This window comes from Paraburkholderia fynbosensis, from assembly GCF_902859935.1.
Lineage (GTDB): Bacteria > Pseudomonadota > Gammaproteobacteria > Burkholderiales > Burkholderiaceae > Paraburkholderia > Paraburkholderia fynbosensis.
Map to the genome: position 1 here is coordinate 1 of NZ_CADIKI010000028.1, position 22573 is coordinate 22573.

18 protein-coding genes and 4 pseudogenes are annotated in these 22573 nt (G+C 59.7%); 16 read left to right on the plus strand and 6 right to left on the minus strand.

Features of this window, described 5'->3' with window-relative positions; genetic code table 11:
* Window positions 1-111: 111 nt before the first annotated feature.
* Window positions 112-267 (plus strand): annotated as a pseudogene (locus tag HV770_RS39915) (integrase); the annotation flags it as partial.
* A 47-nt stretch (window positions 268-314) separates the two neighbouring features.
* On the opposite strand, the pseudogene HV770_RS33185 reads toward HV770_RS39915, so the two are convergent.
* Window positions 315-710: pseudogene (locus HV770_RS33185) on the minus strand (IS6 family transposase); the annotation flags it as partial.
* Window positions 711-2427: 1717 nt separating this feature from the next.
* On the opposite strand from HV770_RS33185, the gene HV770_RS33195 reads away from it, so the two are divergent.
* From HV770_RS33195 to HV770_RS33205, 3 genes are all read left to right on the plus strand, one after another.
* Window positions 2428-2685: a DUF4148 domain-containing protein gene (locus HV770_RS33195; RefSeq protein ID WP_175165720.1), complete on the plus strand. Its 258-nt coding sequence runs from the start codon at window positions 2428-2430 to the stop codon at window positions 2683-2685.
* A 365-nt stretch (window positions 2686-3050) separates the two neighbouring features.
* Entirely contained in the window at window positions 3051-3383 is a 333-nt protein-coding gene (locus HV770_RS33200) for a DUF2934 domain-containing protein (protein WP_175165721.1), read from the plus strand.
* Window positions 3384-3842: 459 nt separating this feature from the next.
* Complete coding sequence (locus HV770_RS33205) at window positions 3843-4193, plus strand: hypothetical protein (RefSeq protein ID WP_175165722.1); 351 nt, start codon at window positions 3843-3845, stop codon at window positions 4191-4193.
* Between the two features lie 589 nt (window positions 4194-4782).
* On the opposite strand, the gene HV770_RS33210 is transcribed toward HV770_RS33205, so the two are convergent.
* The 3 genes from HV770_RS33210 to HV770_RS33220 all read right to left on the minus strand — a co-directional run bounded on the left by HV770_RS33210 (window position 4783) and on the right by HV770_RS33220 (window position 6573).
* On the minus strand, window positions 4783-5040 hold the full coding sequence (locus tag HV770_RS33210; protein ID WP_175165723.1) for a hypothetical protein: 258 nt from the start codon (window positions 5038-5040) through the stop codon (window positions 4783-4785).
* Between the two features lie 614 nt (window positions 5041-5654).
* The gene (locus tag HV770_RS33215) at window positions 5655-5918 is read right to left on the minus strand and encodes a hypothetical protein (RefSeq protein ID WP_175165724.1); all 264 of its coding nucleotides are present in this window, start codon (window positions 5916-5918) and stop codon (window positions 5655-5657) included.
* Window positions 5911-6573, minus strand: coding sequence for a ParB/Srx family N-terminal domain-containing protein (locus HV770_RS33220; protein ID WP_175165725.1), 663 nt, complete (start codon window positions 6571-6573; stop codon window positions 5911-5913). The genes HV770_RS33215 and HV770_RS33220 overlap by 8 nt, the downstream gene beginning before the upstream one ends.
* 153 nt (window positions 6574-6726) lie before the next feature.
* Between HV770_RS33220 and HV770_RS39485 the strand changes: the two genes are divergently transcribed.
* From HV770_RS39485 to HV770_RS39085, 8 genes and pseudogenes are all read left to right on the plus strand, one after another.
* Window positions 6727-7107: a CHAD domain-containing protein gene (locus tag HV770_RS39485; protein ID WP_281366273.1), complete on the plus strand. Its 381-nt coding sequence runs from the start codon at window positions 6727-6729 to the stop codon at window positions 7105-7107.
* On the plus strand, window positions 7104-7556 hold the full coding sequence (locus HV770_RS39490; protein ID WP_281366282.1) for a CHAD domain-containing protein: 453 nt from the start codon (window positions 7104-7106) through the stop codon (window positions 7554-7556). Before HV770_RS39485 ends, HV770_RS39490 begins: the two co-directional genes overlap by 4 nt.
* 37 nt (window positions 7557-7593) lie before the next feature.
* Window positions 7594-8052: pseudogene (locus HV770_RS33230) on the plus strand (fumarylacetoacetate hydrolase family protein); the annotation flags it as partial.
* A gap of 3 nt (window positions 8053-8055) precedes the next feature.
* Entirely contained in the window at window positions 8056-8982 is a 927-nt protein-coding gene (locus HV770_RS33235; RefSeq protein WP_175165726.1) for an NAD-dependent epimerase/dehydratase family protein, read from the plus strand.
* Window positions 8983-9327: 345 nt separating this feature from the next.
* Window positions 9328-9648 carry a DUF4148 domain-containing protein gene (locus HV770_RS33240; protein ID WP_175165727.1) on the plus strand — a complete coding sequence of 107 codons (321 nt, stop codon included), beginning with the start codon at window positions 9328-9330 and terminating at the stop codon, window positions 9646-9648.
* A 252-nt stretch (window positions 9649-9900) separates the two neighbouring features.
* Entirely contained in the window at window positions 9901-10944 is a 1044-nt protein-coding gene (locus HV770_RS33245; RefSeq protein WP_246291430.1) for an SDR family NAD(P)-dependent oxidoreductase, read from the plus strand.
* A 310-nt stretch (window positions 10945-11254) separates the two neighbouring features.
* A pseudogene (locus HV770_RS33250) lies at window positions 11255-11758 on the plus strand (amidase family protein).
* Window positions 11755-11907: a hypothetical protein gene (locus HV770_RS39085; protein ID WP_246291433.1), complete on the plus strand. Its 153-nt coding sequence runs from the start codon at window positions 11755-11757 to the stop codon at window positions 11905-11907. Before HV770_RS33250 ends, HV770_RS39085 begins: the two are co-directional and overlap by 4 nt.
* Before the next feature lie 353 nt (window positions 11908-12260).
* Here HV770_RS39085 and HV770_RS33255 read toward each other — a convergent pair whose 3' ends face one another.
* Window positions 12261-13421: a porin gene (locus HV770_RS33255; protein ID WP_175165729.1), complete on the minus strand. Its 1161-nt coding sequence runs from the start codon at window positions 13419-13421 to the stop codon at window positions 12261-12263.
* Between the two features lie 390 nt (window positions 13422-13811).
* Here HV770_RS33255 and HV770_RS33260 point away from each other — a divergent pair, with 390 nt between their 5' ends.
* The 4 genes from HV770_RS33260 (at window position 13812) to HV770_RS33275 (ending at window position 21081) form a co-directional block, all read left to right on the plus strand.
* Window positions 13812-14735 (plus strand): LysR family transcriptional regulator, encoded by a 924-nt coding sequence (locus HV770_RS33260; RefSeq protein WP_175165782.1) that lies wholly within the window; start codon window positions 13812-13814, stop codon window positions 14733-14735.
* Between the two features lie 446 nt (window positions 14736-15181).
* On the plus strand, window positions 15182-18451 hold the full coding sequence (locus HV770_RS33265) for an efflux RND transporter permease subunit (protein ID WP_175165730.1): 3270 nt from the start codon (window positions 15182-15184) through the stop codon (window positions 18449-18451).
* Window positions 18441-19646 carry an efflux RND transporter periplasmic adaptor subunit gene (locus tag HV770_RS33270; RefSeq protein WP_175165731.1) on the plus strand — a complete coding sequence of 402 codons (1206 nt, stop codon included), beginning with the start codon at window positions 18441-18443 and terminating at the stop codon, window positions 19644-19646. Before HV770_RS33265 ends, HV770_RS33270 begins: the two co-directional genes overlap by 11 nt.
* Window positions 19639-21081 (plus strand): efflux transporter outer membrane subunit, encoded by a 1443-nt coding sequence (locus HV770_RS33275; RefSeq protein WP_175165732.1) that lies wholly within the window; start codon window positions 19639-19641, stop codon window positions 21079-21081. Before HV770_RS33270 ends, HV770_RS33275 begins: the two co-directional genes overlap by 8 nt.
* Before the next feature lie 99 nt (window positions 21082-21180).
* Here the strand turns inward: HV770_RS33275 and HV770_RS33280 are convergent, their stop codons facing one another.
* Entirely contained in the window at window positions 21181-22362 is a 1182-nt protein-coding gene (locus HV770_RS33280) for a porin (protein ID WP_175165733.1), read from the minus strand.
* Window positions 22363-22573 lie beyond the last annotated feature (211 nt).

A 22573-nucleotide genomic window follows, 5' to 3' on the forward strand; every position in this document is an offset into this window, starting at 1 on the left:
TGTGCGCTCGAGAGCGGACCTTTGGCCAACACGGTCGCAATAGCGGCTATGGGTCGCGTAGCGCCCATCGGCGATTGGCGCAGACTGACTCTCCCTTCACGTGAAAGGAGAATCGTCAGGGAAGCAACCATCAACAGCGGCGCGCCGCGCGTGCCGTGGAACAAAGACAAGCTAACCGGACAGAAGTCGCCGCTGAAGCGTAAGGAAATCTGGGCCATCCGAATCCGCCTGCAACTGGGGGCGAAAACCCGTGATCTTGCGATGTTCATCCGCCTTCGCTGCCGGGTAACTGCACAGCTGGTCCGTAACGATCTTGCGCGGCGCGGATTCGAACGCAGTAGCCGCCGGAAAAAGCGTTTTGCCGCAGGCTTGTCGCGCCGCTTTTGAACCAGCACATCCAGTTCGGCACCATGTTCGTCGACCGCACGCCATAACAGATACGGCTCGCCGCGCAGCTTCACGAACATTTCGTTGAGGTGCCACGTGCTTCCCGGCTTGCGCCGCACCGCCCTGGCGCGCTGAGCGAATCCGGCGCCGAATTTGTCACACCAGCAACGGATCGTTTCGTATGTGACTACGACACCGCGCTCGAGCAACAACTCCTCGATGTCGCGCAGGCTCAGGCTGAACCGGAAATACCAGCGAACCGCACAGCTGATGACGACAGCGGGGAACCGGTGGCCCTGATAAAGCGATTTCGTCTTCTTCATTGCATCATTTTGCCGCCGCCTGTCCGATAACCTGACAGTGCCTCGCCGGCGCGTGCGCGAGCTTGGCCAAGCGTGACGTACTGTGGGTGGTGCCGCGCATTGGCGGGTCGATCGCGGAACCGCCACCGGGCCTAAGTGTCTGCCACCGGCGGCCGGACGGCTCGCCGCAGTGAGATGCGGGTTGTCTGCCGAACCGATAGACTTTTTTTCTCGCACTCCGTCACCCGGCTCGTGACTGCGTCGAGGCGCGCGACGTCGTAGAAGTCTGCTCCGGTTGTGCCGGCGGCATACCTGTCGAAGTGGACGCCGGAAGACCGCAGGGCAAGCTCACGAAGTTGCGCTCTCGTGTTAGCTCTCCCACGGCACAATGGGTTCAAGGACGCGAGCTGAGTCGGCAGCGTGGGAAAGAGTTGGTACAAGAGAAAGTTCATGGCTGAATCGCGACTGACAACCAGAGGCAGTACCACCGTGCCTGCCGAGGTCAGGAAAGCGTTAGGCATGAAGCCGGGGACGCGGCTCGCATGCCATATCATGCCCGATCGCAACGTCCTGGTACGGACAAAATCGAAGTCGCTTCTGGAGTCGGCGGAAGCCGTGGAATCCCCGGCCAAGGGGTGACCATCGAGGACATGAAAGTCTGGCGATGGTACCGCGCGTAATCAGCGAGGCCAATTTTGTCGACAGTTTCGACGATGAAGACGAACGCAAGGCAAGCTGCCGCACACGTCGCTCCCGTGGCGCTGTGTGTTTCATGAGACGTTTCCCCATGACGCGACGCCGGATTGCGCTGCGCTGTCTGCATATACGGGGCCTCGGGTTGCTGGATGCGGCGGGTGACAGGTGTGTCGCTGCTTCCGATGGCAGTGCGAGCGACCAGGCGCGACTGTCGCCCCCTGATTTGCCGATTGTCGATTCCACTGTCAATCACGACCTTGGCGTTCTATAACATAAACGCAGCAGCGGTCTTATTGGTCATGGGCGTACAACGTCCTGTCACCGGCGCACTCATTGCGCATACTTCTGCCCCGCCCGGTACCAGCCTCGCGTCATTACCCAGGTAGTCATCGAATAAGTCCGGCTTTGGGCACAAACGGTGCCACAAGCCAGCTTCGCATCTGCTCGGTTAAACGGCGTCGGAGACGACGCCGCTGTATCGCATTTGGTGGAGCGAAAGCAGGAATCCGCAAGGAGCGAGAGAAGATCTAATGCAACTTGCACATGAACTTGTTATTCCGGGGTCGTGGTATTCGCAACCCGTTGACGAAAAAGAGGTGACGAGATGAAAGTGCAACTTTTAGCTGTAGTCAGTGCGGTATCCCTGCTCGCTGCGACCGGCGCCGCCCACTCCCAGCAAATGCAACCGTCGGGCACAACTGACCCGTCGTCTGCCCAGCAGCCCATGACAACTGCTCAGCCGGCCACGACTATGGACCGCACCCCTGACCTGGGATACGGACCCCAGCCCGGCGGAAGCAGCGGCAGTGGCAAAGCTAGAAACGGTGCCGCGTGCACGGTGGGCCTGACCTGCGATATCTATCAGGGCAGCTAGCCACGCCTGAGGTCGCCGACGCCAGCTTGACCCGCATGCCGAAATTTGGATGACCGTCCGACCGCTTTGGCCGTGACGGGATAGTCCTAGGAGACCGTATTTGAAATAGCGATTCTGGTGGTCGTTTCAAAGAAACCAAACCAATCGAACTTTGTGGAGTACATGGATATGAAACCGCTCAAAGTCGCGGCAGCTATCACCGCCGTTCTCGCATTCGGATATGCCCACGCGCAAAGCACGGCACCTGCAACGCAGCCCACAAATCCCACCGTGTCTTCCTCAGATTCGCTGGGTGGTGTGCCCGCCACGAGGAGTGACGCAGGCGCTCCAACGGGAAAGACCCGGGCCGAGGTCAAGCAGGAGTTGCTGCAAGCGCGTAAATCGGGCGAACTCGACCGCATAAACGCGGAGTATGGCGGTCAATAAGCACGGTGCCTGCTCACATTGGTCGGGTTTGAGGCGCCCCATCCCGCGTCGTCAACTTTCATATGCGGTCTGGAAAAGGTCTGGGATGCTGCGCGACAATGCGGACGATGGGCGGGAAAGTGAAAACCCGGATGCGAGGTGGTGCTGTCGGCCGTGTACCCCGCAATCTGCAAGGTCAGGCTCGCGGTTAGGAAGCGTTACGCGGCAGGTTGCCGGGAGCGCAGGATAGCGTCCGGAACGCTTTCATATGTTCGCCGACTTTGAGTTGGTCTGTTCTTTCGTTCGCTCTTGCTCGCCTTTCACCGAAAGGGTCGCTGTGCAAATTGATGAGTAGCTGGTGGGGGGAACCTACCAGGAGCCATGCAATGGATAACGATTCGCGGGAAGAGAAGATTCGTTTAAGGGCCTATCAGCTGTGGGAAAGTCGTCTGTCAAATCGGTCGTCCATCAAACATCTCCACTCGCTGCCTCTTCCCGAACAGGCCGGTTTTTTCCGCGCAACGCTTCGTCCCGTCGCATCTTATCCCGGCCCGTGTTCGTCGGCCAATCCGTCGTCATCCTCTGACTGCAAGAGTGGCGCTGCGGTGTCGCGCGCCGAAGGCGCCCGGGCTGTCGGTGCCCGGCTTATCCCTATCGGTGTCGCGCGCTGCGGGGTGCGCCTGTCCTGTTCGACGATTCCTCATGATTTTCCTCGATGAGAGAGGCAGCGAGCCAAGGTTCACTGCGTGATGCGTCTGCGGGTATGGCTTTGGGCGTGCAACGCGCAGGCCACGAGGAAAACCAGTTTTGCGGGGTTGGCGTGCGCGGCTGCGGCCAGTTCAGCGATGTCCCGGCCCGCGCGATGCAACCCGAGTGGGGCAGAGTAAGCCGTTCGGCTACACGAGCGTTCGAAAGTTGAAATCCAGAAATAACGTTGCCTCGAGGTCCGAAAGAAACTTCGATGTAGCAAACATTTGAGGGGACAATCTTAAATGGACGCGACAATGCACGGCAGGCGACCAGCCGCTCGTCGTCGGCCCATCGAGCCGATGCGCGGTCCTGAAACCATCGTCTCCTCACTGAGCCGTACTGAGTCGCGCACAGTCCAGTCTGCGAATCGTCCTGTCGTGCGGTCGCATTCAAACGGCGAAAGTCGCTCAGGGGTAACGAGGCTTGGTGTGAAATCAGCGCTCAAAGCCAAACTCAAGGCTCAACTGACGGTAGCCCTTATTGCAGGTGCCATCGCACAAGTCAGCGCGCTGCTGCTTTCCGCTACTGTTGATCTGAGCGCGGACGCTGTGTCGCCCACCGCGCTCAATTTGTATGGCGCGGCGACCGTATTACTCACCTATCGATGCGTCATTCTCGACGCGCGCAGGGCATTTAGGGCCGCGGTCAAGAAGCGCTATGTGATTGTGGAGGGCACTCCGCCTCGCATAAGCTGGATTCGTCCCATCTTTCCGGGGCGCTGGCTCGCGCGCCTGCATGTTCGCTTGCATCCCGAACTGGGCGAGGACAAGGAGACGTGACGCCGCATCCGCAGCCGGCGCGCGTATACCGGTCCAGTACGCCCGGTTCCATAGGTCGAAGACCGGGCCAGGTTTAATCCGATTAACCGGCGCTACGTTACGGTTCAGCCACGCCCGAGTTCTTCCCTTTCGCAACCACAAATGCCGTACTGGAAGAAACGGGGTTGCGCCTTCGCTTGCGAGGGCGGCGTGCGGCGGTGCCCGCGCAACCTTTGTTCAAAATCAGGGGGGGCGTTGAGCAGTTGCTAACCTCGGTTTCGCAACTGATTTCAGAGCGGCAGAATTTGGCCTCAGTACAGCGATACTAGCTGCCGCGGCTCAGACCGACGCGCACCCTGCGGCTGCGTTTCAAAACCTGCAGGTGGCGGAGTTATCACCGCACGACATGGTCGGCTAACAGGCCGCGGGAGAAGAGCCAACGCCGCTTCTGCTGGCCGTTTATGCCGCACGATGTATCTTCTCGCCGTCAGCGGTCGAGTGGACACTGCATGTGCGCGACACATCCATCGAATACATTTACTGCCAGCCCGGGCGGGCCCGCCGCAAATCGCGCGAGCCTCGTCCTTCGTTGCACACCCGGATTGACCGCTCACGGTGCCTTCTCACCGAGCGGCTCGTCGCCGGGAGACGGCTCTGGAGGTGTCTCTTCGTCGGGAACGTCTTCGTCCGGTTCTGTTCCTGGCACGTCGCTGTCTGCCTGCGTTCCAGTATTCTCGTCTTTGCCGATTTTGGTCGCTCCACCTGTCGACGGCGGGTCACTCGCGGGGAACGTATCTTCGACTGCTGCATCGACGTCCTTTTCGGATTTGTCGTCGCTCGCGCGTTGTTCGGTAGGTTGGTTAGCCATTTTCAAGCTCCTGATGATTTACGTTGCAACATATGAGCAACGGCTGTTCCTAAACGGCATCAGCCTGCGCGGCAACATCGCGAGCGATGGCAGAGCCCTTTCTGTCAACGCCGGAAAACGTCGAATGCTTTACTTGAACCCGTGACGCACGCAATGCGTCTGCACTGATGCATTGCCCTGGATGCTTTCCGACGGAGCCAAGCCCCTCGCGACTTGCATTCAGCGAGCCCGTCCGATTGCGAAAGTGCGCGGACGGCCTGGTCATCAGGCAAGTGCGGCGGCCGACATGAATCGGCACAACAAGCACGCATGCATCTCAACGCCCAAGAGCGGGAAAGTGGAGGGCGGGTACCGCCCGTAATCAGCGAGGCACCTTTCGTCGATGGAGACGAACGCAAGACAAGCTGCGGCACACGTCGCACCCGCGGCGCGTTAGATTGATGCCTCTGCGTTTCACCCCATCGGTAGTCGTCGCATTGTAATGGGAGCAAACAGGTGACCGTTCGAATGCCATTCAACCACATGAAAAAAGCACATCGACAGGAACTCACACCACGGCAGACACGTGCTCGCCGCAAGACCGTGTCTCAGTCGGACAGAACATTGGGACGCTACTACGTTGCGCGCCAACCGGGATTCCGCGTACATTGCTGGGAAACGAGGTTGTTCCCCTCCATCACCCGCGCGACATAGGCCCGGTCTTCGGCGTCAAGTATGTGCGTCCATTCAGCGGCGAGATTCTCATCGAGTGTCTCGAACACGCTGACCTGCATGTCGGTTTCGCCAGTGAACGACCCTAACGTGTAGGTTGCATCACCGGCGAGGTCGAGCAAGCCTTCGTCCTCAAAACAGACCTCCAGGATATAACGTTTAGTCATGCTCGTGACCCGCGGTTGGTACGAACCCGGGAAGCTGACTCGCCTCGGGTAGCCGGGAGGCTGCGAACGCTTCCGCAAGCATGAGTGCAAATCCATCCACCGTCGCCGGGCGCAGGGCAACATGCCCTCTCAAGAAATCTGCCCACGCGAATTTGGCATTGAATTCACCCGGATTTTCAAAAACGCCTGCGGTTCTTACAAATGCAGCAAGGCTCTGGAAGGGATCATTGGGGATTGCTTCAACAGACTCAGGCAGGTCAGAGAGCGGATATTCCCGCCCGTGTTCATCGAAGGGGTGCAACCAACCTCGCTCTGACATGGTCTTCACAAATTGCTCTTCCGTGAAGCCGCGGAAATCTTCCCTGATGCGAACCGGCGCTTCCGGCAGGCCCATGTCAAACCATGCGCGCGCCCAATGATGATGGTCAACTACGTGGAGCGACCCTGTCGGCCCATGAACAACCGCGATGGCCTGTTCCGCGGCGAATGCACGTCTTGCTTCAGGTTTAAGCTCAAGATAGCTCGCCGCCTTCGCCAGTACCTGGACGTAGCCGATTGCCCCCTGCGTGGGTCGCAGCAGGGCCCACGGGACCCAGCATGGCGAGCTATTGTCGTCAGCCACTGCACCGCTTCCCGAATCCGATTGCTCATCCATACGCGGCTCCGAAAGTTACGACGCACGGTCCAGACATGGTGCAAGCGCCGCAAATCGTGGTGAGCAAGCGCCGCGCCTACCGGTCGGCAAGCCATCCAGGGTTGGGTACGGTTCTTGCCGCAACTCGCGTATCTGGAAGGCGAGGAAGCGACCATGACTACAGACGGCGGCACCCATACGCGCGGCCCCCACACGCTGGCGGAGGCGAATTCGCCACCTATGCCAACCCGTTGGTCACTGAAGCCATCGAAGAGGCAGCTGCTCTTCGGGAACGATGCCAACGCCGAGAAGCTACACAGGCTTCGCGTAGCACTGCGTCGGCTGCGAACTTTGCTTTGGGCCTATCGGCCGATGCTGGATGCGAAATTTGACAATGAGCAGCGTGAGCTCTTCAAATCTCTTGCGAGTGCGGCGGGCAACACACGCGATTGGGACATACTGATCGCGCTCGTCGAAAATGACGGCGACGAGACTTTGTTGAGCGCATTCAGAAAAACCGGAATGAAACGGCCGAGAAAAGCGCCGAGACGCTGAGAAACTCCCATCTCGACAAGACCCTGCACGACGCAGTAAGCGAGGCGAACCGGGAGTTGAGTACCTCCTCCGCGCGAACGCCGCTCACGAAGTTCGCGCAGAAAAGAGTAACGGCGGCACAAGACCAATTAAAGAAGCGGATGCATCGCGCGTCGAAAGCGAGCAGCTCCGACTACAGCTCATACCACGACGTACGCAAAGCCGGAAAAAAAGTGCGATACCTCATTGAGTTCTTCGAGCCCGTGCTAAAAAAGAAGCAGCGCCAAAGTCTAAAAAATCTGAAGCAGCTGCAAAAGCGTTTTGGCGCGCTAAATGATGTCGTCGCGAGCCGCGACCTTCTCGACGCACACCGTGCGTCGCTGCCCGATGGAGTCGACGCGAAAGCGGCCCTGCGTGCTCTAAAGAAAAAACAGATACGCCGAATCAAGGCAGCGTCGAAGCTGCTATAGCGCAGATGCTGCTGCAATTAGCACAACGCACACGGTTGGTTTCGGCTTCCTGCAGGCGAAGCCGTCAACCAGCTTTGCTCCAGTTGCAGTGACCCCCGATACATTGGGGCCCGCCTGGAAAGATGGACGTGTGGCAATGAATCTGCATGTCTCGTGGAACGGAAAATGGTTTGGCCACCCGCACGGAAGTGAGATGAACTTCAGCTTCGGCGAACTGATTGCACATGCTGCAAAGACTCGCAAACTTTCGGCGGGAACCATCATCGGGTCGGGCACCGTCTCGAATGCTGCGCGCGCTATCGGTTCAGCATGCATCGCTGAGCGACGCGTGATTGAGATGATTGACAATGGCGCTGCCAGCACACGTTTCATGAATTTTGGTGACCGCGTGTCCATGGAAGCGCGCTTTCAGGAAGACGCCCCCGGACCTTTCGGCGTCATCGACCAACAGGTCTGGCGCGCTGGTTCGGACCAGCGAGCGACGCGGGACAAATAGACTATGCACATTCTTATAACCGGAGCCGGCGGCTTTGTAGGCACCGCACTGTCCAAAAAATTGTTGTCGGATGCGACGCTAGCCCATGCGCGCATTACTCTGCTCGACATGTCAGTCGAGGCGACCTCTCACCCGAACGTTCGAGTTGTTAGCGGGTCGCTTTCGGACGAGGCCGTTCTACGTGAATCGTTCGAAGATTCCGTGGATACGGTATATCACCTCGGCAGCGTACCGGGCGGCACGGCGGAGCGAGACCCCGCGCTGGGACGAGGCGTCAACCTTTACGGGACGCTGAAACTTATCGACAAGAGCGCATCGCAAGCCGCTCCTCCTCGGTTTGTCTTTGCAAGCAGCATCGAGGTCTACGGCGAGACGCTTCCATCGCCAATGAGTGAAAATGTCTCGCCAAAACCCGCTACGTCCTACGGGACGCACAAACTTATCACCGGACTCGCCCTCGCTGACGCCATCCGCAGGGGAACGCTAACTGGCTGCTCGTTGCGCTTGCCTGGCGTCGTCGCTCGGCCGCCGGGCGCATCTGGACTCGTATCCGCCTTCATGAGCGACATATTCTGGGCGCTTCGCGACGGTCGACGTATCACCGTTCCGGTGTCCAGGGAGGCAACTGGCTGGTGGATTTCGCGAGAGCGGTGCGTTGACAACCTGCTTCACGCCGCCACTGCTGACACTTCCATCCTGCGTGCCTCCACGTATCAGATGCCCGTTCTGCAACTTTCTATCAAACAAGTTCTGGACGCGCTTTCGACGCGTTTCAATGTCGACTGGTCCGATTTGGTGACGTTCGAACCGAATCCGCGAGTCGAGGCGCTCTTCGGCTCCTACCCGGCACTCAGCACTCCGGAGGCTGAATCTGCGGGTTTTCGGAACGACGGAACGGTTCAGCAGCTTCTGGCGAGGATTTTTGGCTGACCTGACTGTCAGCGAATCCTACACATTGCGTCCCAGCTGCAATCAGCCGAAGTCTCATTACGGAAAATTTTAAACTTCTGAACCGCGCGAGCACGGCTATTTCCTCGTTAAATGCTCTCTCTCCGGCACGGGCTGTCGTACGTAACGCAAAGTGCTTTGACAGCTGGCGCTTCCCGCGGATCGCAGCCAGTTTTGATTAACTAACCTTCACGTTTGGGATGCGAAACGCGCTGACCGACCAGATATCGTGACGGCACGCATTCGCGTCGTCGGGCATCGGGCTCGCATAGTCGATGACGACGGCGGTTTGTGATTTCTCAAAGTTGCGATAGCCTGGAGCTCGATATGAACAGCCGATTCAAACTAACCTCAATCATCGCCTTGATGATAATTAGCGTGTCCGCAAGCGCAGCGGAAAAATTCTCGGCAGACGAATGTCACTCGTATCCCTTTGTAACGGCCAAAGCGGGCATAACACATGGCGACATCATGCGGGAATTGTCGGAACTCGAATCGGTTGGATACCAACCGGCCAGAAATGATCCGCAGTATCCGAACCAACTCGAGCGGGCGGAGGAGCGCTTGCATGCAAAGTTCGTTGCCGATTGCGCCCCGGCAACGCAGGCGTCCGCGAAGGGAAACCAGGACGCCCCGGCAAGCTCCTGACATGTCGGCTTGGGGCACGCCCGCGCCAACTGCCCGGCGAGCTGCTTTCTGAGTCCGGACCACGAGATTTAGTCTTCCGAATTTAATTCGCGCTACGCCGGTCCTCTAAAAATTCCGATTTCAGGGTCTGCACATCGCAGCCTCGTCGCCCACGGCATGACCTTCTGTCACGCGCCGTCATAGGCGAGGCGCGCTGCCCGAACCCTATCCGAAAGGAGCATTGAATTGGTAACGAAAGAAAGAAAATCTGACATGGACCTCGATGATCCCGATCGCTCGCGACGAAAGCTGATTGTTGGCGGCGGCGTGGCCGCAGCCGGCATGTTGCTGTCAGGCGTCGCGCAAGCTCAGAAGTCGCTCGGCGGTGCACCGACGATGGACGGGCTGCCCGTGCCGGTGCCGCCGGCGGATAAGACGGCCGGGCCGATCATCGCTGGCCGAGATTCCAGGTTGCAGGGACGCGTTGCGGTCGTTACCGGGGCGGCCCGCGGAATCGGTCGCGCCATTGCGGTCGAGTTCGCGGCAAATGGAGCGGACGTCATTGCGCTCGACATCTCGGGACCGGTCAGTACCGCCTCTGATGCAGCACCGGCCACGCCGCAAGAGCTTGCTGAGACAGTCAGCATGATCCAGGCGTACGGGCGCCGTGCCGAAGGAATTCGCGCGGACATCCGAGACATCGGCGCGTTGCGCGCCGCGGCCAATCGCATCGAACAGCGTTACGGAAAGATCGATATCGTGGTAGCCAACGCCGCCATTCAGTACTGGAAGTCACTTTTGGACCTCCAGGACACCGAGTGGACGGACGTCATCGACAATAACCTGAACGGGACCGCGAATACTATCCGAGCATTCGCACCCATGATGGTCAAGCGCAACTATGGCCGCATCATCGTGGTTTCTTCGATGCAGGGACGGCACGGTACGAAAGACGCAGCAAGCTATGCGGCGTCCAAGTGGGGCATCTTCGGGCTGATGAAGTCGGCCGCCCTCGAACTCGGTCGCTACAACATTACAGTCAACGCCGTGGTACCGGGGCTCGTCGCCACCGCTTTGACGCTGTACGAAAAGCGACTGACCGAAAGCGTCGGTGAGACCGGCTACCACAAACCGAACGGTTTCCTGACGCCGCAGGAGGCGTGGGACCGCCGCGCGGCGACGATGCCGCTTGGAGTCGGGTGGGTGCAGCCGGAAGACATCTCGCCTGCGGCGGTATATCTTGCCTCGGACGCCGCCGCGATGGTCACCGGCTCCGAAATCGAGGTTACGGGCGGCGACAGCGCGAAAAGTCTATAGCGTGATTTGTGATTCGCTCCGCCTCTCATCAGGGCGTCGATGCCCCCAATTCCTCAAGGAATGTTCGCGCCAATCGATTTTTTTGCCGTGTGGAGACCGGTCTGACGCATGACCGGTTCGGCCCAACCGGCACAGATGCCGCTCGCGTATATCCGGCACAGGAAAGATAAGAAGAGATAGGGTGTGGGCCGTCGCAGAGGCAGGCTTGTGACTGACTCCGGCAAGCTAGATTCGTGTTGACTATTTGCCGGAGGCCGCGCCAGTCAATGCCGCCGATGCGACGGCGCCGCTGGCGGGCGTGCCTGTCGCGGTGAAGGACGTTCTGGATACCGCCGACATGCCGACCGAATTCAACTCAGCCGCCTACAAGGACCGACGCCCCGAGCAGGATGCGTGGGTGGTGGCGCGTCTGCGTGCGGCGGGCGCGTCGATTATCGGCAAGACCGTGACCACCGAATTCGCGTGACGTCAGCCGGGCGCGACCGTCAACCCGTGCAATGGCGGGTTCACGCCGGGTGGTTCGTAGAGTGGCTCCGCGGTGGCGGTGGCGGCGGGCATCGTGCCGCTCGCACTCGGCACGCAGACCCAAGGCTCGGTGATCCGGCCCGCGGCGTACTGCGGCATCGACGGGTTCAAGCCGACTTATGGCGCGATCGCGCGCACGGGCGTGTTGCCGCTCGCGTGGTCGCTCGATCACGCCGGCATGTTCGCGACGCGCGTCGCCGATATAGCTTACGCACTGGCGCTCGTCACTGGCGCCGATGCAGCCGATCCGCACGTCTCGCACGTTCCTTCCTCGGTGTGCCGGCCGTGACCATCCCCGTGGGGTTCGGGCCGGCCGGCTTGCCGATTGGCGCACAACTGGCGGGTGCCGCTGACGACGACCTGGATGTGCCGATGCTGGCGGAATGGGCCGAAGCGCGCACCGGTTGGCAAGCGGCCGCGGCGCAGCGGCGAGGCTAAATGCGGTTGCCGCTGGCGCATCGAGATCCGGTTGATGCCGAAGTGCCGGTCGAGTTGCAGGGGAGCCAGGCGGCCCGCTGTTCATTCGCCGCATGAGGCGAGTCGAGTTGGCCCGGGCTGGCGAGTCGCCATATTCGAAAGCGCGGCATGCCGTGATGCAGCTTCATGGGCTCGCTCGCGGTTAGATCAGCATTGGCGCGATACCCGCCGCACCGCTGCGTCGTTTGCGGCCACCACCAGGCGGCTAATGCCCATTTCGCGGCAGGGAATGACTGAACGCTATTTCGCCCAGCACTCTGCGGAGCGCTGGGCTCAAACGTCATCGTTCGTAGTGCGTGCGATAGCTCGCCACGTCAGAAGCGGTGGATCATGGCGACGCGATAGACCATCTGGTTCTCACTGGTAGACATGGCGGCCGCGGCGGGGATATAAGCATAGTCAAAGTTAGTGCCGGTGTGCGCGCTGACGACGTGCTGGTAGGCGCCTTGCACATAGACTGACGTGCTCTTGCTCAGATCGTAGTCAAGCGTGAGACCGACCTGGTGCCATTTGGGGGTAAAGGAACCGCTCGTCGAGTGAAGGTGGGCGACCGTGAACGTGTATGCTGCGCCGAGCCACAGGTCCGGTCGGAAGAAGTACTGCTCATTCGCTTCGAAGTTGTCGAATTTCCACGAATTCCATGTGCCGCCCGGGGGCCCACCACTTGCCCCGAGATAAGTGTTGTAAGTCGGGTCATACACGTCGACATGCGAATAGGCTAGCCCGGCCAGCGAATGGGCAAAGCGGTAGGACGCGGCCACGCCGATATCCTGCTGCGACGAAGCGTCGAACAGTGAGTTGGTGGTAACCGAGCCGCTTGAGTTCGCGCCGGGGTTGTCGAGCTTGAGATAGGACGCCGCCATCGTCAAACCACCGTTCTGGTAATTCAACGTCGCGCCCCATGTGCGATTGTTTGCGAACCCGCCCGCCTGGTTGCTAAAACCGTACATCGCTTCGCCAGTCAGGCCACGGTATGTCGGGCTCACATACTTGACAACGTTGTTCACGCGGAAGTCCCAGTCTGCGTTGTCGTTGTCGAACGGATGCGCGTTCACATCGCCAGCATAATTTCCGGCTGCGGTAAGGCCGCCGAAGCCAAGATCGTCGACGCTCGTATCGTACTGACGCCCGAACGTGACGGTCCCGTACTGATCGGACGACAATCCTACATACGCCTGACGGCCAAACAGAAGCCCGCCCTGGCCTGCCTGTCCACTGTTTGTATCAAAGCCGCTTTCCAGCTTGAATATCGCCTTCAGACCGCCACCGAGATCTTCATCGCCTCGCAAGCCCCAACGGCTCCCGTACGTGTCACCGCTTTTCATTTGATACGTGCCGTGTCCGTTTGCGTTGCTCGTGAAGTTGAGGCCCTCATCAAGAAGCCCATAGAGTGTCACGCTCGATTGTGCATGCGCGACGCCGGTGACCAGCGTCAAGGAGGCGAAAGCTGCCCACGCCAAGTTCGACTTTTTCATTTTGACTCGCTATTTAAGGATTGTCCGCATGATATTGCCGGGAGCCGCAGACGATCGATCTCGAGACTGCCTACGCAATTTCGGTCGCTCGACTCGACAGGCAAGCAAGTCTAGGCAGCGAGAATTGCTACCGTTCACAAGAAAATGAAATCGAGCATTCAGGAAAGTGGAACAAAGCGCGCGAGTCGTTCTCGGCGTGGAAAATGCCGATAGAAAGACGTGTTGCGGTAGCGCAAGCCGTTGTATTTGGGTACCCCTTCGCTTGACTTACTTTTTTTAGCGTTGGTGTCGGCGCGAAGCAAAACTAAAAAAGGCTTCATAAACCTGGAGCGGGCACTTTAGGGGAAGCGAGCAATGATGCATGCATCGTTCAACCATGGACATGGCATCATGAATCAGCTTCAGGCGATGCGCGTCTTCACCCGTGTGGTCGGCCTCGGCAGTTTCAATCTGGCGGCCAGGCAGCTTGGCGTGTCAGCAGCATCGGTCACGCGCAGCATTGGCTTGCTGGAAGCTCATCTGCATACGCGCTTGATCAACCGGACCACGCGCACGCTGTCGCTAACCGAGGCAGGTCGCGATTATCTCGAGGGCTGTCGCGCGATTATCGAGCAGTTGGACGAAATGGAAACGTCCCTCATACAGTCGACCCGGGAGTTGCGCGGGGCGCTCCGGATTGCAAGCGTGGCAACCTTCGCTGACGGCGGACTCGTACGCCTCGTTGCCGCCTACCGTGAGTTGCATCCTGGCGTGTCTTTCGAGGTAACGACTTTCGATGTCCATATCGACATGGTCGAAGGTGGTTTCGACGTCTGCTTTTCGGACGATCCCGGGCTATTCAGCTCAGCGCTCGTTTGCCGGCCGCTTCTGCGTATCCCACAGATTGTCGTCGCATCGCCTCAGTACCTGTCCAGGCACGCCACGCCAGTTGCCCCCGCGGATCTGACCAGACACACGCTGCTGTACCGGTCAGGAAGCGGCGCTCGCTGCTGGGAGTTCGTGGATCGTAACCGGGTTTCACGCGTCACCGCATCTGCCGGGATTGCGTCGTCCAGCTATGCGATGCTGAAGTCCGCATGCACGCACCACTTGGGAATCGCTTTGTTACCTCGTTCGATCGTTGAGTCGGAATTGCAACGCGGCGCGCTTGTCGAGCTATTCGAACAGTTCAGTGTCGGCAGCGGCGCGCGGAATCTTTGCGCGTTGTATTCGTCGCCGGGCCTGTTGTCGAGGAGGGTGCGAAGCTTCGTAGACTTTGCGGTGGACCATTACCGCGCAATGGATCGTACGTCATCGCTTAAGGCGGTCGCTTGAATGTCAAGCCGCCGTCTTTCAATGAGGCCTGGCGGCAAGTTCAGCACTGCACCTGACAACTGCGCGTCCATCCGGCTGCGTGAGAGGTGTTCAGTTCTTCACGGCAATCCGGGTGATCACTGAGTCGCATCACGCTTCAAACGCCGCCTGTCTGCCGTTCGACATGCGACCAGGCTGATGCGCTGTACGTGAAGCGGTTTCCGCGAGAGGAAGTCGCAAGGCCCCGCCGCGGGCAGCAATGCGTACAAGCGTCCCCAACCTCTCCGGTGCCGCCTCGAGCTCTCGTCCATAGGAGTCTCGCTAACTAAAAGTTCCTTAATGTTCGAGGTAGAACCCTGTTAGCGCCCTACGTTCAGAATCCCCTCATAAACACGCGTGCCATGCATCAAGCGCATACCGATGCCTGCGCGCGATGACCATGCGCTTTCCTGAATGGAGCTGTTCCGATGTTGAAACTGGTCAGGCTGGCGTTGACGCGGCCCTATACGTTCATCGTGCTCGCGATGCTCATTCTACTTTTGGGCCCTTTATCGGCATTGCGCACACCGACGGACATTTTTCCCGACATACGCATTCCGGTGATTAGCGTCGTATGGAGCTATACGGGACTTCAGCCTGACGACATGGCGGGCAGAATCGTTACCTATTACGAACGCACGCTCGGCACGACAGTTAACGATGTCGCGCATATTGAATCCCAGTCGTTCACGGGATACGGCATCGTCAAGATATTTTTCCAGCCAACGGTCGACATCCGGACCGCGACGGCGCAGGTCACATCGATCTCGCAGACCGTGCTCAAACAGATGCCGCCGGGTACGACTCCGCCGCAGATCCTCAACTACAACGCATCGACTGTTCCCGTATTGCAGTTGGCGTTGACAAGCGACACACTTGACGAGCAGCAACTGGCTGACTATGCGACAAACGCGATTCGCCCGCAATTGCTGAGTGTGCCGGGCGTCGCTATTCCGACGCCATACGGCGGAAAGACGCGAGAGGTGCAAATTGACCTCGATCCCAAAGCGTTGCAGGCGAGAAAGCTGTCGGCGGAAGACGTCGCGGCGGCGCTTGCCCGGCAGAACCAGATCATCCCTGCCGGTACGCAGAAGGTCGGTGCATTCCAGTACAACGTCAAGCTGAACAATAGTCCAGTGGACCTGCAGGAGTTGAATGCGCTGCCTGTGAAAGTGGACGGCGACGCGACAATCTACATTCGCGATGTCGCGCATGTACGGGACGGATATCCGCCGCAAACCAATATTGTCCGGGTGGACGGCCGCCGCGCGGTGCTAATGAGTATCCTGAAGAACGGGTCCGCTTCGACACTCGACATCATTTCTGGCGTCAAGGCGAAACTGCCGCTCGTCGAAGCTTCGCTTCCCCCGCAATTGAAGCTGGTCACGATGGGCGACCAGTCAAAGTTCGTCAAGGGTGCCGTGAGCGGCGTGGTGCGTGAAGGCGTCATTGCAGCGGCCCTCACGTCCGCCATGATCCTGCTCTTCCTCGGCAGTTGGCGCTCGACGCTTATCATCGCGGCGTCGATTCCGCTAGCCTTGCTTGCGGCAGTGGCGGCGCTTTCCGCGATGGGCGAGACGCTGAACGTGATGACGCTAGGCGGGCTCGCGCTGGCAGTAGGAATACTTGTCGACGACGCGACGGTCACCATTGAGAACATCAACTGGCACCTGGAACAGGGGAAAGACGTGCGGCGGGCGATCATGGACGGCGCGCAGCAGATCGTCACGCCCGCACTGGTTTCATTACTGTGCATCTGCATTGTGTTCGTTCCGATGCTGTTGCTCGATGGCATTGCGCGGTTTCTTTTCGTGCCGATGGCGGAAGCCGTGATGTTTGCGATGATCGCTTCGTTCATTCTGTCGCGCACGTTTGTGCCGATGATGGCGCAGTACCTGCTCTCGCCTCATGCGTCGGGCGGACATGCAAGCGGTGAGCTCGCCGCGATAATCGATCCTCATGGCAGCATCTCGGAACGTCCGACTTCGCGCAATCCGTTCGTCCGTTTCCAGCGCGGCTTCGAGCGGCGCTTCGAGGGCGTGCGCGGTGTATATCGCGTGCTTCTCGGGCTTGCGCTGACGCACCGGAAGCGCTTTGTGGTCGGCGTACTGGCCGTCGTATGCGTGTCCTTCCTGCTTTCACCGTGGCTCGGACGGAACTTCTTTCCCGACATCGACGCGGGCGAGATCTCCTTGCATGTGCGCGCGCCGGTTGGGACACGCATCGAAAATACGGCAAGTATTTTCGATCACGTTGAAAACACCATTCGCCAGGTTATTCCGCCGGGTCAACTCGGCAGCGTGGTGGACAATATTGGCCTGCCAGTCAGCGGTATCAACCTGACATACAACAACAGCGGCACCATCGGTTCGCAGGACGGCGACATCATGATCTCGCTAGGCGAGAATCACGCGCCAACAGCTCAATATGTGACAAAGCTGCGCGAAGTGCTGCCGCACCTATTTCCGGGTACGACTTTCTCTTTCTTACCGGCGGACATCGTTAGCCAGATCCTGAATTTCGGCGCACCGGCACCGATCGATCTGCAGGTCGCCGGGCCGGACCAGGCCGGCAATCATCGGTACGCGAACGAACTGTTGCGACGGGTGCGGATGATCTCCGGCATTGCCGATCCCCGCATTCAGCAGGCGGTCAATTACCCGGAATTCACAATCGCGGTGAACCGCTCTCACGCGGGACGACTCGGCATTAGCGAAGAGGATGTGACGGACTCCGTCGTCGCAACGCTCGCCGGTACGAGCCAGGTGGCGGCCACCTACTGGCTCAATCCGAACAATGGGGTTTCGTATCCGATCGTCGCGCAAACCCCCGAATACTGGATGGCATCGCTGTCCAGTCTCGAGAACCTGCCGATAACGGACGCGAGCGGCAGGTCGCAATTATTGGGCGGTGTTGCGAGCATCGCGCGCGGCGTCGGCAGCGCGGTGGTATCGCATTACAACATCGAGCCGCTGTTTGATATTTACGCCACTCCGCAGGGCCGCGATCTGGGTGCGGTCGCGAGCGACATCGACGGCATCGTGCGTGCCACAGCGAAAGATGTGCCCAAAGGCTCGACGGTCACACTGCGCGGTCAGGTGCAGACTATGAATAGCGCATTTACCGGGCTGTTACTCGGCCTCGTCGGTGCAATCGTGCTCATCTATCTGCTGATCGTCGTCAACTTTCACTCGTGGGGCGACGCCTTTGTGATCGTCTCGGCGTTGCCTGCGGCGCTGGCTGGCATCGTGTGGATGCTGTTTGCGACGCACACGCCGCTGTCGGTGCCTGCCCTCACTGGCGCCATCCTCTGCATGGGTGTGGCAACTGCAAATAGCGTGCTGGTCGTCAGCTTCGCACGCGAACGGCTCGCGGTGACTCACGACGCACTGCGAGCGGCCTTCGAAGCGGGTTTTGCGCGGTTTCGCCCTGTGTTGATGACGGCACTCTCGATGATCATCGGCATGGCTCCGATGGCGCTGGGTCTCGGCGACGGCGGCGAGCAAAACGCACCGCTCGGGCGAGCCGTTATTGGTGGCCTGATCTGCGCCACCTGCGCCACCTTGCTGTTCGTTCCTGTCGTTTTCAGTCTGGTGCACCGGCGCGACGCCGCCCCCCAAGACGCTGGGCCGAGCGAACCACAACGCGAGTCACACGATCATTCATCTTCCGAACCTGGAGTCATCCATGTCAACTGACATCGACATAGCAGCGCCGCGGCGGCTGCGGCCTCTCAAACTCGCAGGAGTTGTCGCTCTGCTGGCTGCCGCAGCGGTTGCAGCGACCGGCATCGCAACGCGCATTCATGCAAAGGAGCAGATGGCCAAATGGTCGGCCGCGCAGGCGATTCCAACGGTCGTCGCCAACCCGCCGTTGCATGATGGTTCTGCGCAGGTGCTAGTCTTACCAGGCCAATTGTCGGCCTATGTGAAGGCACCGATCTATGCGCGCGTGTCCGGTTATCTGCATGCGTGGTATGCGGACATTGGCGCGCACGTGAAGGCCGGGCAGTTGCTGGGCGAAATCGATACACCCGATCTCGATCAGCAACTCGCTCAGGCGCGTGCCGATCTGCGCACCTCACAGGCGAACGAAACGCTCGCGGCATCCACGTCGCGCCGGTGGACCCAGATGCTGCAGCAGGACTCCGTATCGCAGCAGGAGACAGACGAAAAGACGAGTGACCTTGCGGCAAAGCAGGCGATGGTGGCAGCGAACCAGGCGAATGTTGCGCGGCTGGAGGCCCTCGAATCGTTCAAACGGATCACCGCACCTTTCGATGGGGTCGTGACCGCGCGAAAGACCGATGTCGGCGCGTTGATCAGCGCGGGCGGCGGCAACGGACCGGAGTTGTTCACCGTCTCCGACGCGCGGCAACTGCGCGTGTACGTCAGCGTCCCGCAGAACGAAGCCGCCGTGATCCGGCCCGGCCTGGTCGCGAGTCTGACCGTGCCTGAACGCCCCGGCATGCAGTTCTCCGCAAAGCTTGTCGACACGGACGACTCCATCACGCCCTCTTCAGGGACGCTGTTGGTGCAATTGGCAGTCGACAATTCCAGCGGCGTGCTGATTCCGGGCGAATACACCGAAGTTCATTTTGAACTGCCCACGGACAAGCATGCAATGACAATTCCTGCTAGCGCGCTGATGTTCCGGGAAAGCGGTTTGCAAGTGGCGGTGGTCGGTCCGGGCAATCACGCAATGCTGAAGCGGGTGAGCGTCGCGACCGACCTGGGTACCAAGATTGTGATTGCATCGGGTTTGACTGCCACCGACCGGGTGATCGACAACCCGCCTGATTCGCTGGCAAACGGCGATCCAGTGCGACTTGCTTCGACATCCGCGACGACCGCGCTGACACAGCACAATGACGCGGAGCGCAGTCATGGTTAGGCGTCGCGTATGCACGGTTCTGATTGCCGCAGCGCTGGTGAGCGGGTGTTCGTTCGCGCCGCCGTATCAGGTGCCGCCGTCGGCCATGCCGAGCGCGTTCAAGGAGGCCGGCGGATGGCAACTCGCGCAGCCTGCCGACCGTATGCCGCGCGGTGAGTGGTGGACTGTGTATCGCGATCCGGTCCTCGATGAACTGGAAAGCAGGGTGGCCAGCGCTAACCCCGACCTGGCCGCGGCGATGGCTCGGCATGACCAGGCGCAAGCGTATCTGGACCAGGCTCGCGCTGGCCTCTTTCCCACCATCGGCGCTTATGCGCAGTTCTCACGCTCGCGTCAGTCCGACAACCGGCCATTGAGGGGCGCTACTCAACCAGCGCTCTACAATTCGGCGACTGTCGATGCCGGCCTCAACTATGACCTCGATCTATGGGGAAAGGTGCGCAATGAGGTTGCCGCGGGCAAGGCGGGCGAGCAGGCGAGCCAGTACGACATCGAGTCATTGCGCTTGAGTTTGCAGGCAAAGCTTGCTGAGGCGTATTTCCATCTGCGTGGTCTCGATCAACAGCAGGAATTGCTGGCGGATACTGTTCGCACATATGAGCATGCATTGCAGTTGACTGAAAGCCGGCACGGCGGAGGTATCGCATCCGATCTCGATGTGTCTCGTGCTCAAACCCAGCTTGAATCGGCACGGGCGTCAGTTGAAGATGTGTCGGCACGAAGGGCCTTGTACGAGCATGCGATCGCGACTATTGCGGGTGAAGCGGCTTCAAAATTCTCTCTGGCGCCCGCCGTCGCCCCGACGTATTTGCCGTCGATCCCAGCTGGAGTGCCTCTCGCGCTGCTGCAACGTCGGCCCGATATTGCGGCTGCCGAGCGCCACGTCGCCCAGGCGAACGCGCAGATTGGCGTCGCCAAAGCAGCATTTTTCCCGGATGTGTCGTTAGGTCTTGACGGCGGTTATCAAAGCACAACTTTATCCCCGTGGCTGGCAGCGCCTAACGAGATGTGGTCGATCGGTCCGAGCCTGCTGGTGACCCTGTTCGACGGCGGCCGGCGAGCGGCCGTCACGCGGCAGGCGCAGGCAAAGCTGGCAGAAAATGGTGAAAAGTACAAGGCGACGGTGCTGCTGGCGTTACAGCAGGTGGAAGATCAGCTTTCGCAGTTGCATTACCTGGGCAACGAGTCCGCGAAAGAAGGACGCGCGCTTTCGGCGGCGCAGCGTACGCTCGAGTTGTCGATGTCGCGTTATCGCGATGGCGTCGTGAGTTATCTGGATGTCGTCACTGCGCAGGCAATGGAACTCGAAACGCAAACCTCGGTGCTGGATTTGCAAACTCGCGAGTTGATGGCCTCCGCTGCACTGATAGACGCGTTAGGAGGTGGATGGGCCAACGAACCCGCCGACACGCCCAAGCCCCCAGCGATGAAGTGAACTGTCACGATTCGCAGAGCAGGATGCCTCGCAGCGGTTTGGAGCGATTCCTAGCGATGCGTCCTGCTCGTCATGCACAACGCGAGTAAAGACAGATGTCTACAAGCGGTGGCGCAAGCCCATTGCGACCACGGTCTGCTGATTGCCTGCCGACGGTGCCAGCGTGAAGATAGAAGCGTTGCCGAGCGCCGGGATGCCGCTGGCGCCGGACACATGCTGATAGACCCCTTCAAGATAGACGTCTGTACCGTGCGACAGCGCATAGTCGGCTTGCAGCATCACCTGATTCCATTTGGGCGATGCGACGCCGCTCGCGCTGCTGAAATGTCCATCGGTGAAGGTATAAGAGCCGCCGAGGCTCAGGGCCGGCGTAAGCGCATATCGCGCGTTCAGTTCGTAGTTGGTGAACGTCAAGAGGTCCCCCTTGAGAGCGACGTACGTACCGCCTTGCGCGACTTGAGCCGGGTCGTCCATGATCGTGCGCGTGACTACCAGGCCGACGGTGGTGGGCCCGAACGCGTAACGGCCCGCTGCGCCGAGGATGCGTTGACGCGCTCCCGTCAGCATCGCGTCGCCGTCACTGCTGCTGATCGCACCACCGGTGTCGGTGGGCGCGTCGACGCCGCCTGGATGATTACCCTGAAAATATCCGACTGCCAGGTCGACCGGGCCGCGCGACCATGCGGCGCCGGCGCTGAATGCGTTGTTGTTGCTGAAGCCGCCAGCCGCATTGCTGAATGCGTAAGCCCAGCCGAATTTGAAACCGTGGTAATCCGGGCTGCGGTACTTGACCGCATTGTTCATGCGGAAGTCGTTAGCCAGGTTGTCGTTATCGAATGGGTGATCCGCGATATTTCCGCCGAAGCCGGAGCCGGTCGCCGACAAAGGCGCGACAAAGTCGACGAGGAAATCGTATTGGCGCCCCATGGTCACTGTGCCCCACGTGTTGCTCGACAATCCCACCCACGCCTGCCGCCCGAAGATGTCTCCGCCATTAGCCAGTTTGCCGTTGGTAATGTTGAATCCGTTCTCCACATCGAACACCGTGTGCAAGCCGCCGCCCAGATCTTCGGTGCCACGCAGCCCCCAGCGGTCACCGTTGAGATTGCCGCTCACCATCATCCAGTTGTTATGTCCCTGACCGTTGGCTGTCTTCTGGTTACTGACATAGTCGATACCGGTGTCGAGCGTGCCGTAGAGAGTGACATTGCTCTGAGCGTGCGCGGCTGTCGCGAGTACCGCCGCTAGCGCCGCGCAGCCTGTTGCCAATGCTTTATTCATGTGATTTTCCTAGGGATAGATAGGTCTGCCGCGCTTTCGGGCGCGAGTGCGCGCCTCGATGCGAGCGACTCGCGGGAATGTATTCGGACACGATTGGCTGCGAATGATAAAAAGCGATCGATTGAATGAAAATTCCTTTAATGTTCCGATCCGCAAGGGCTCAGCGATTCGTGATCGCACACTATGTCTTCGATAAACTAATTTTCATCGT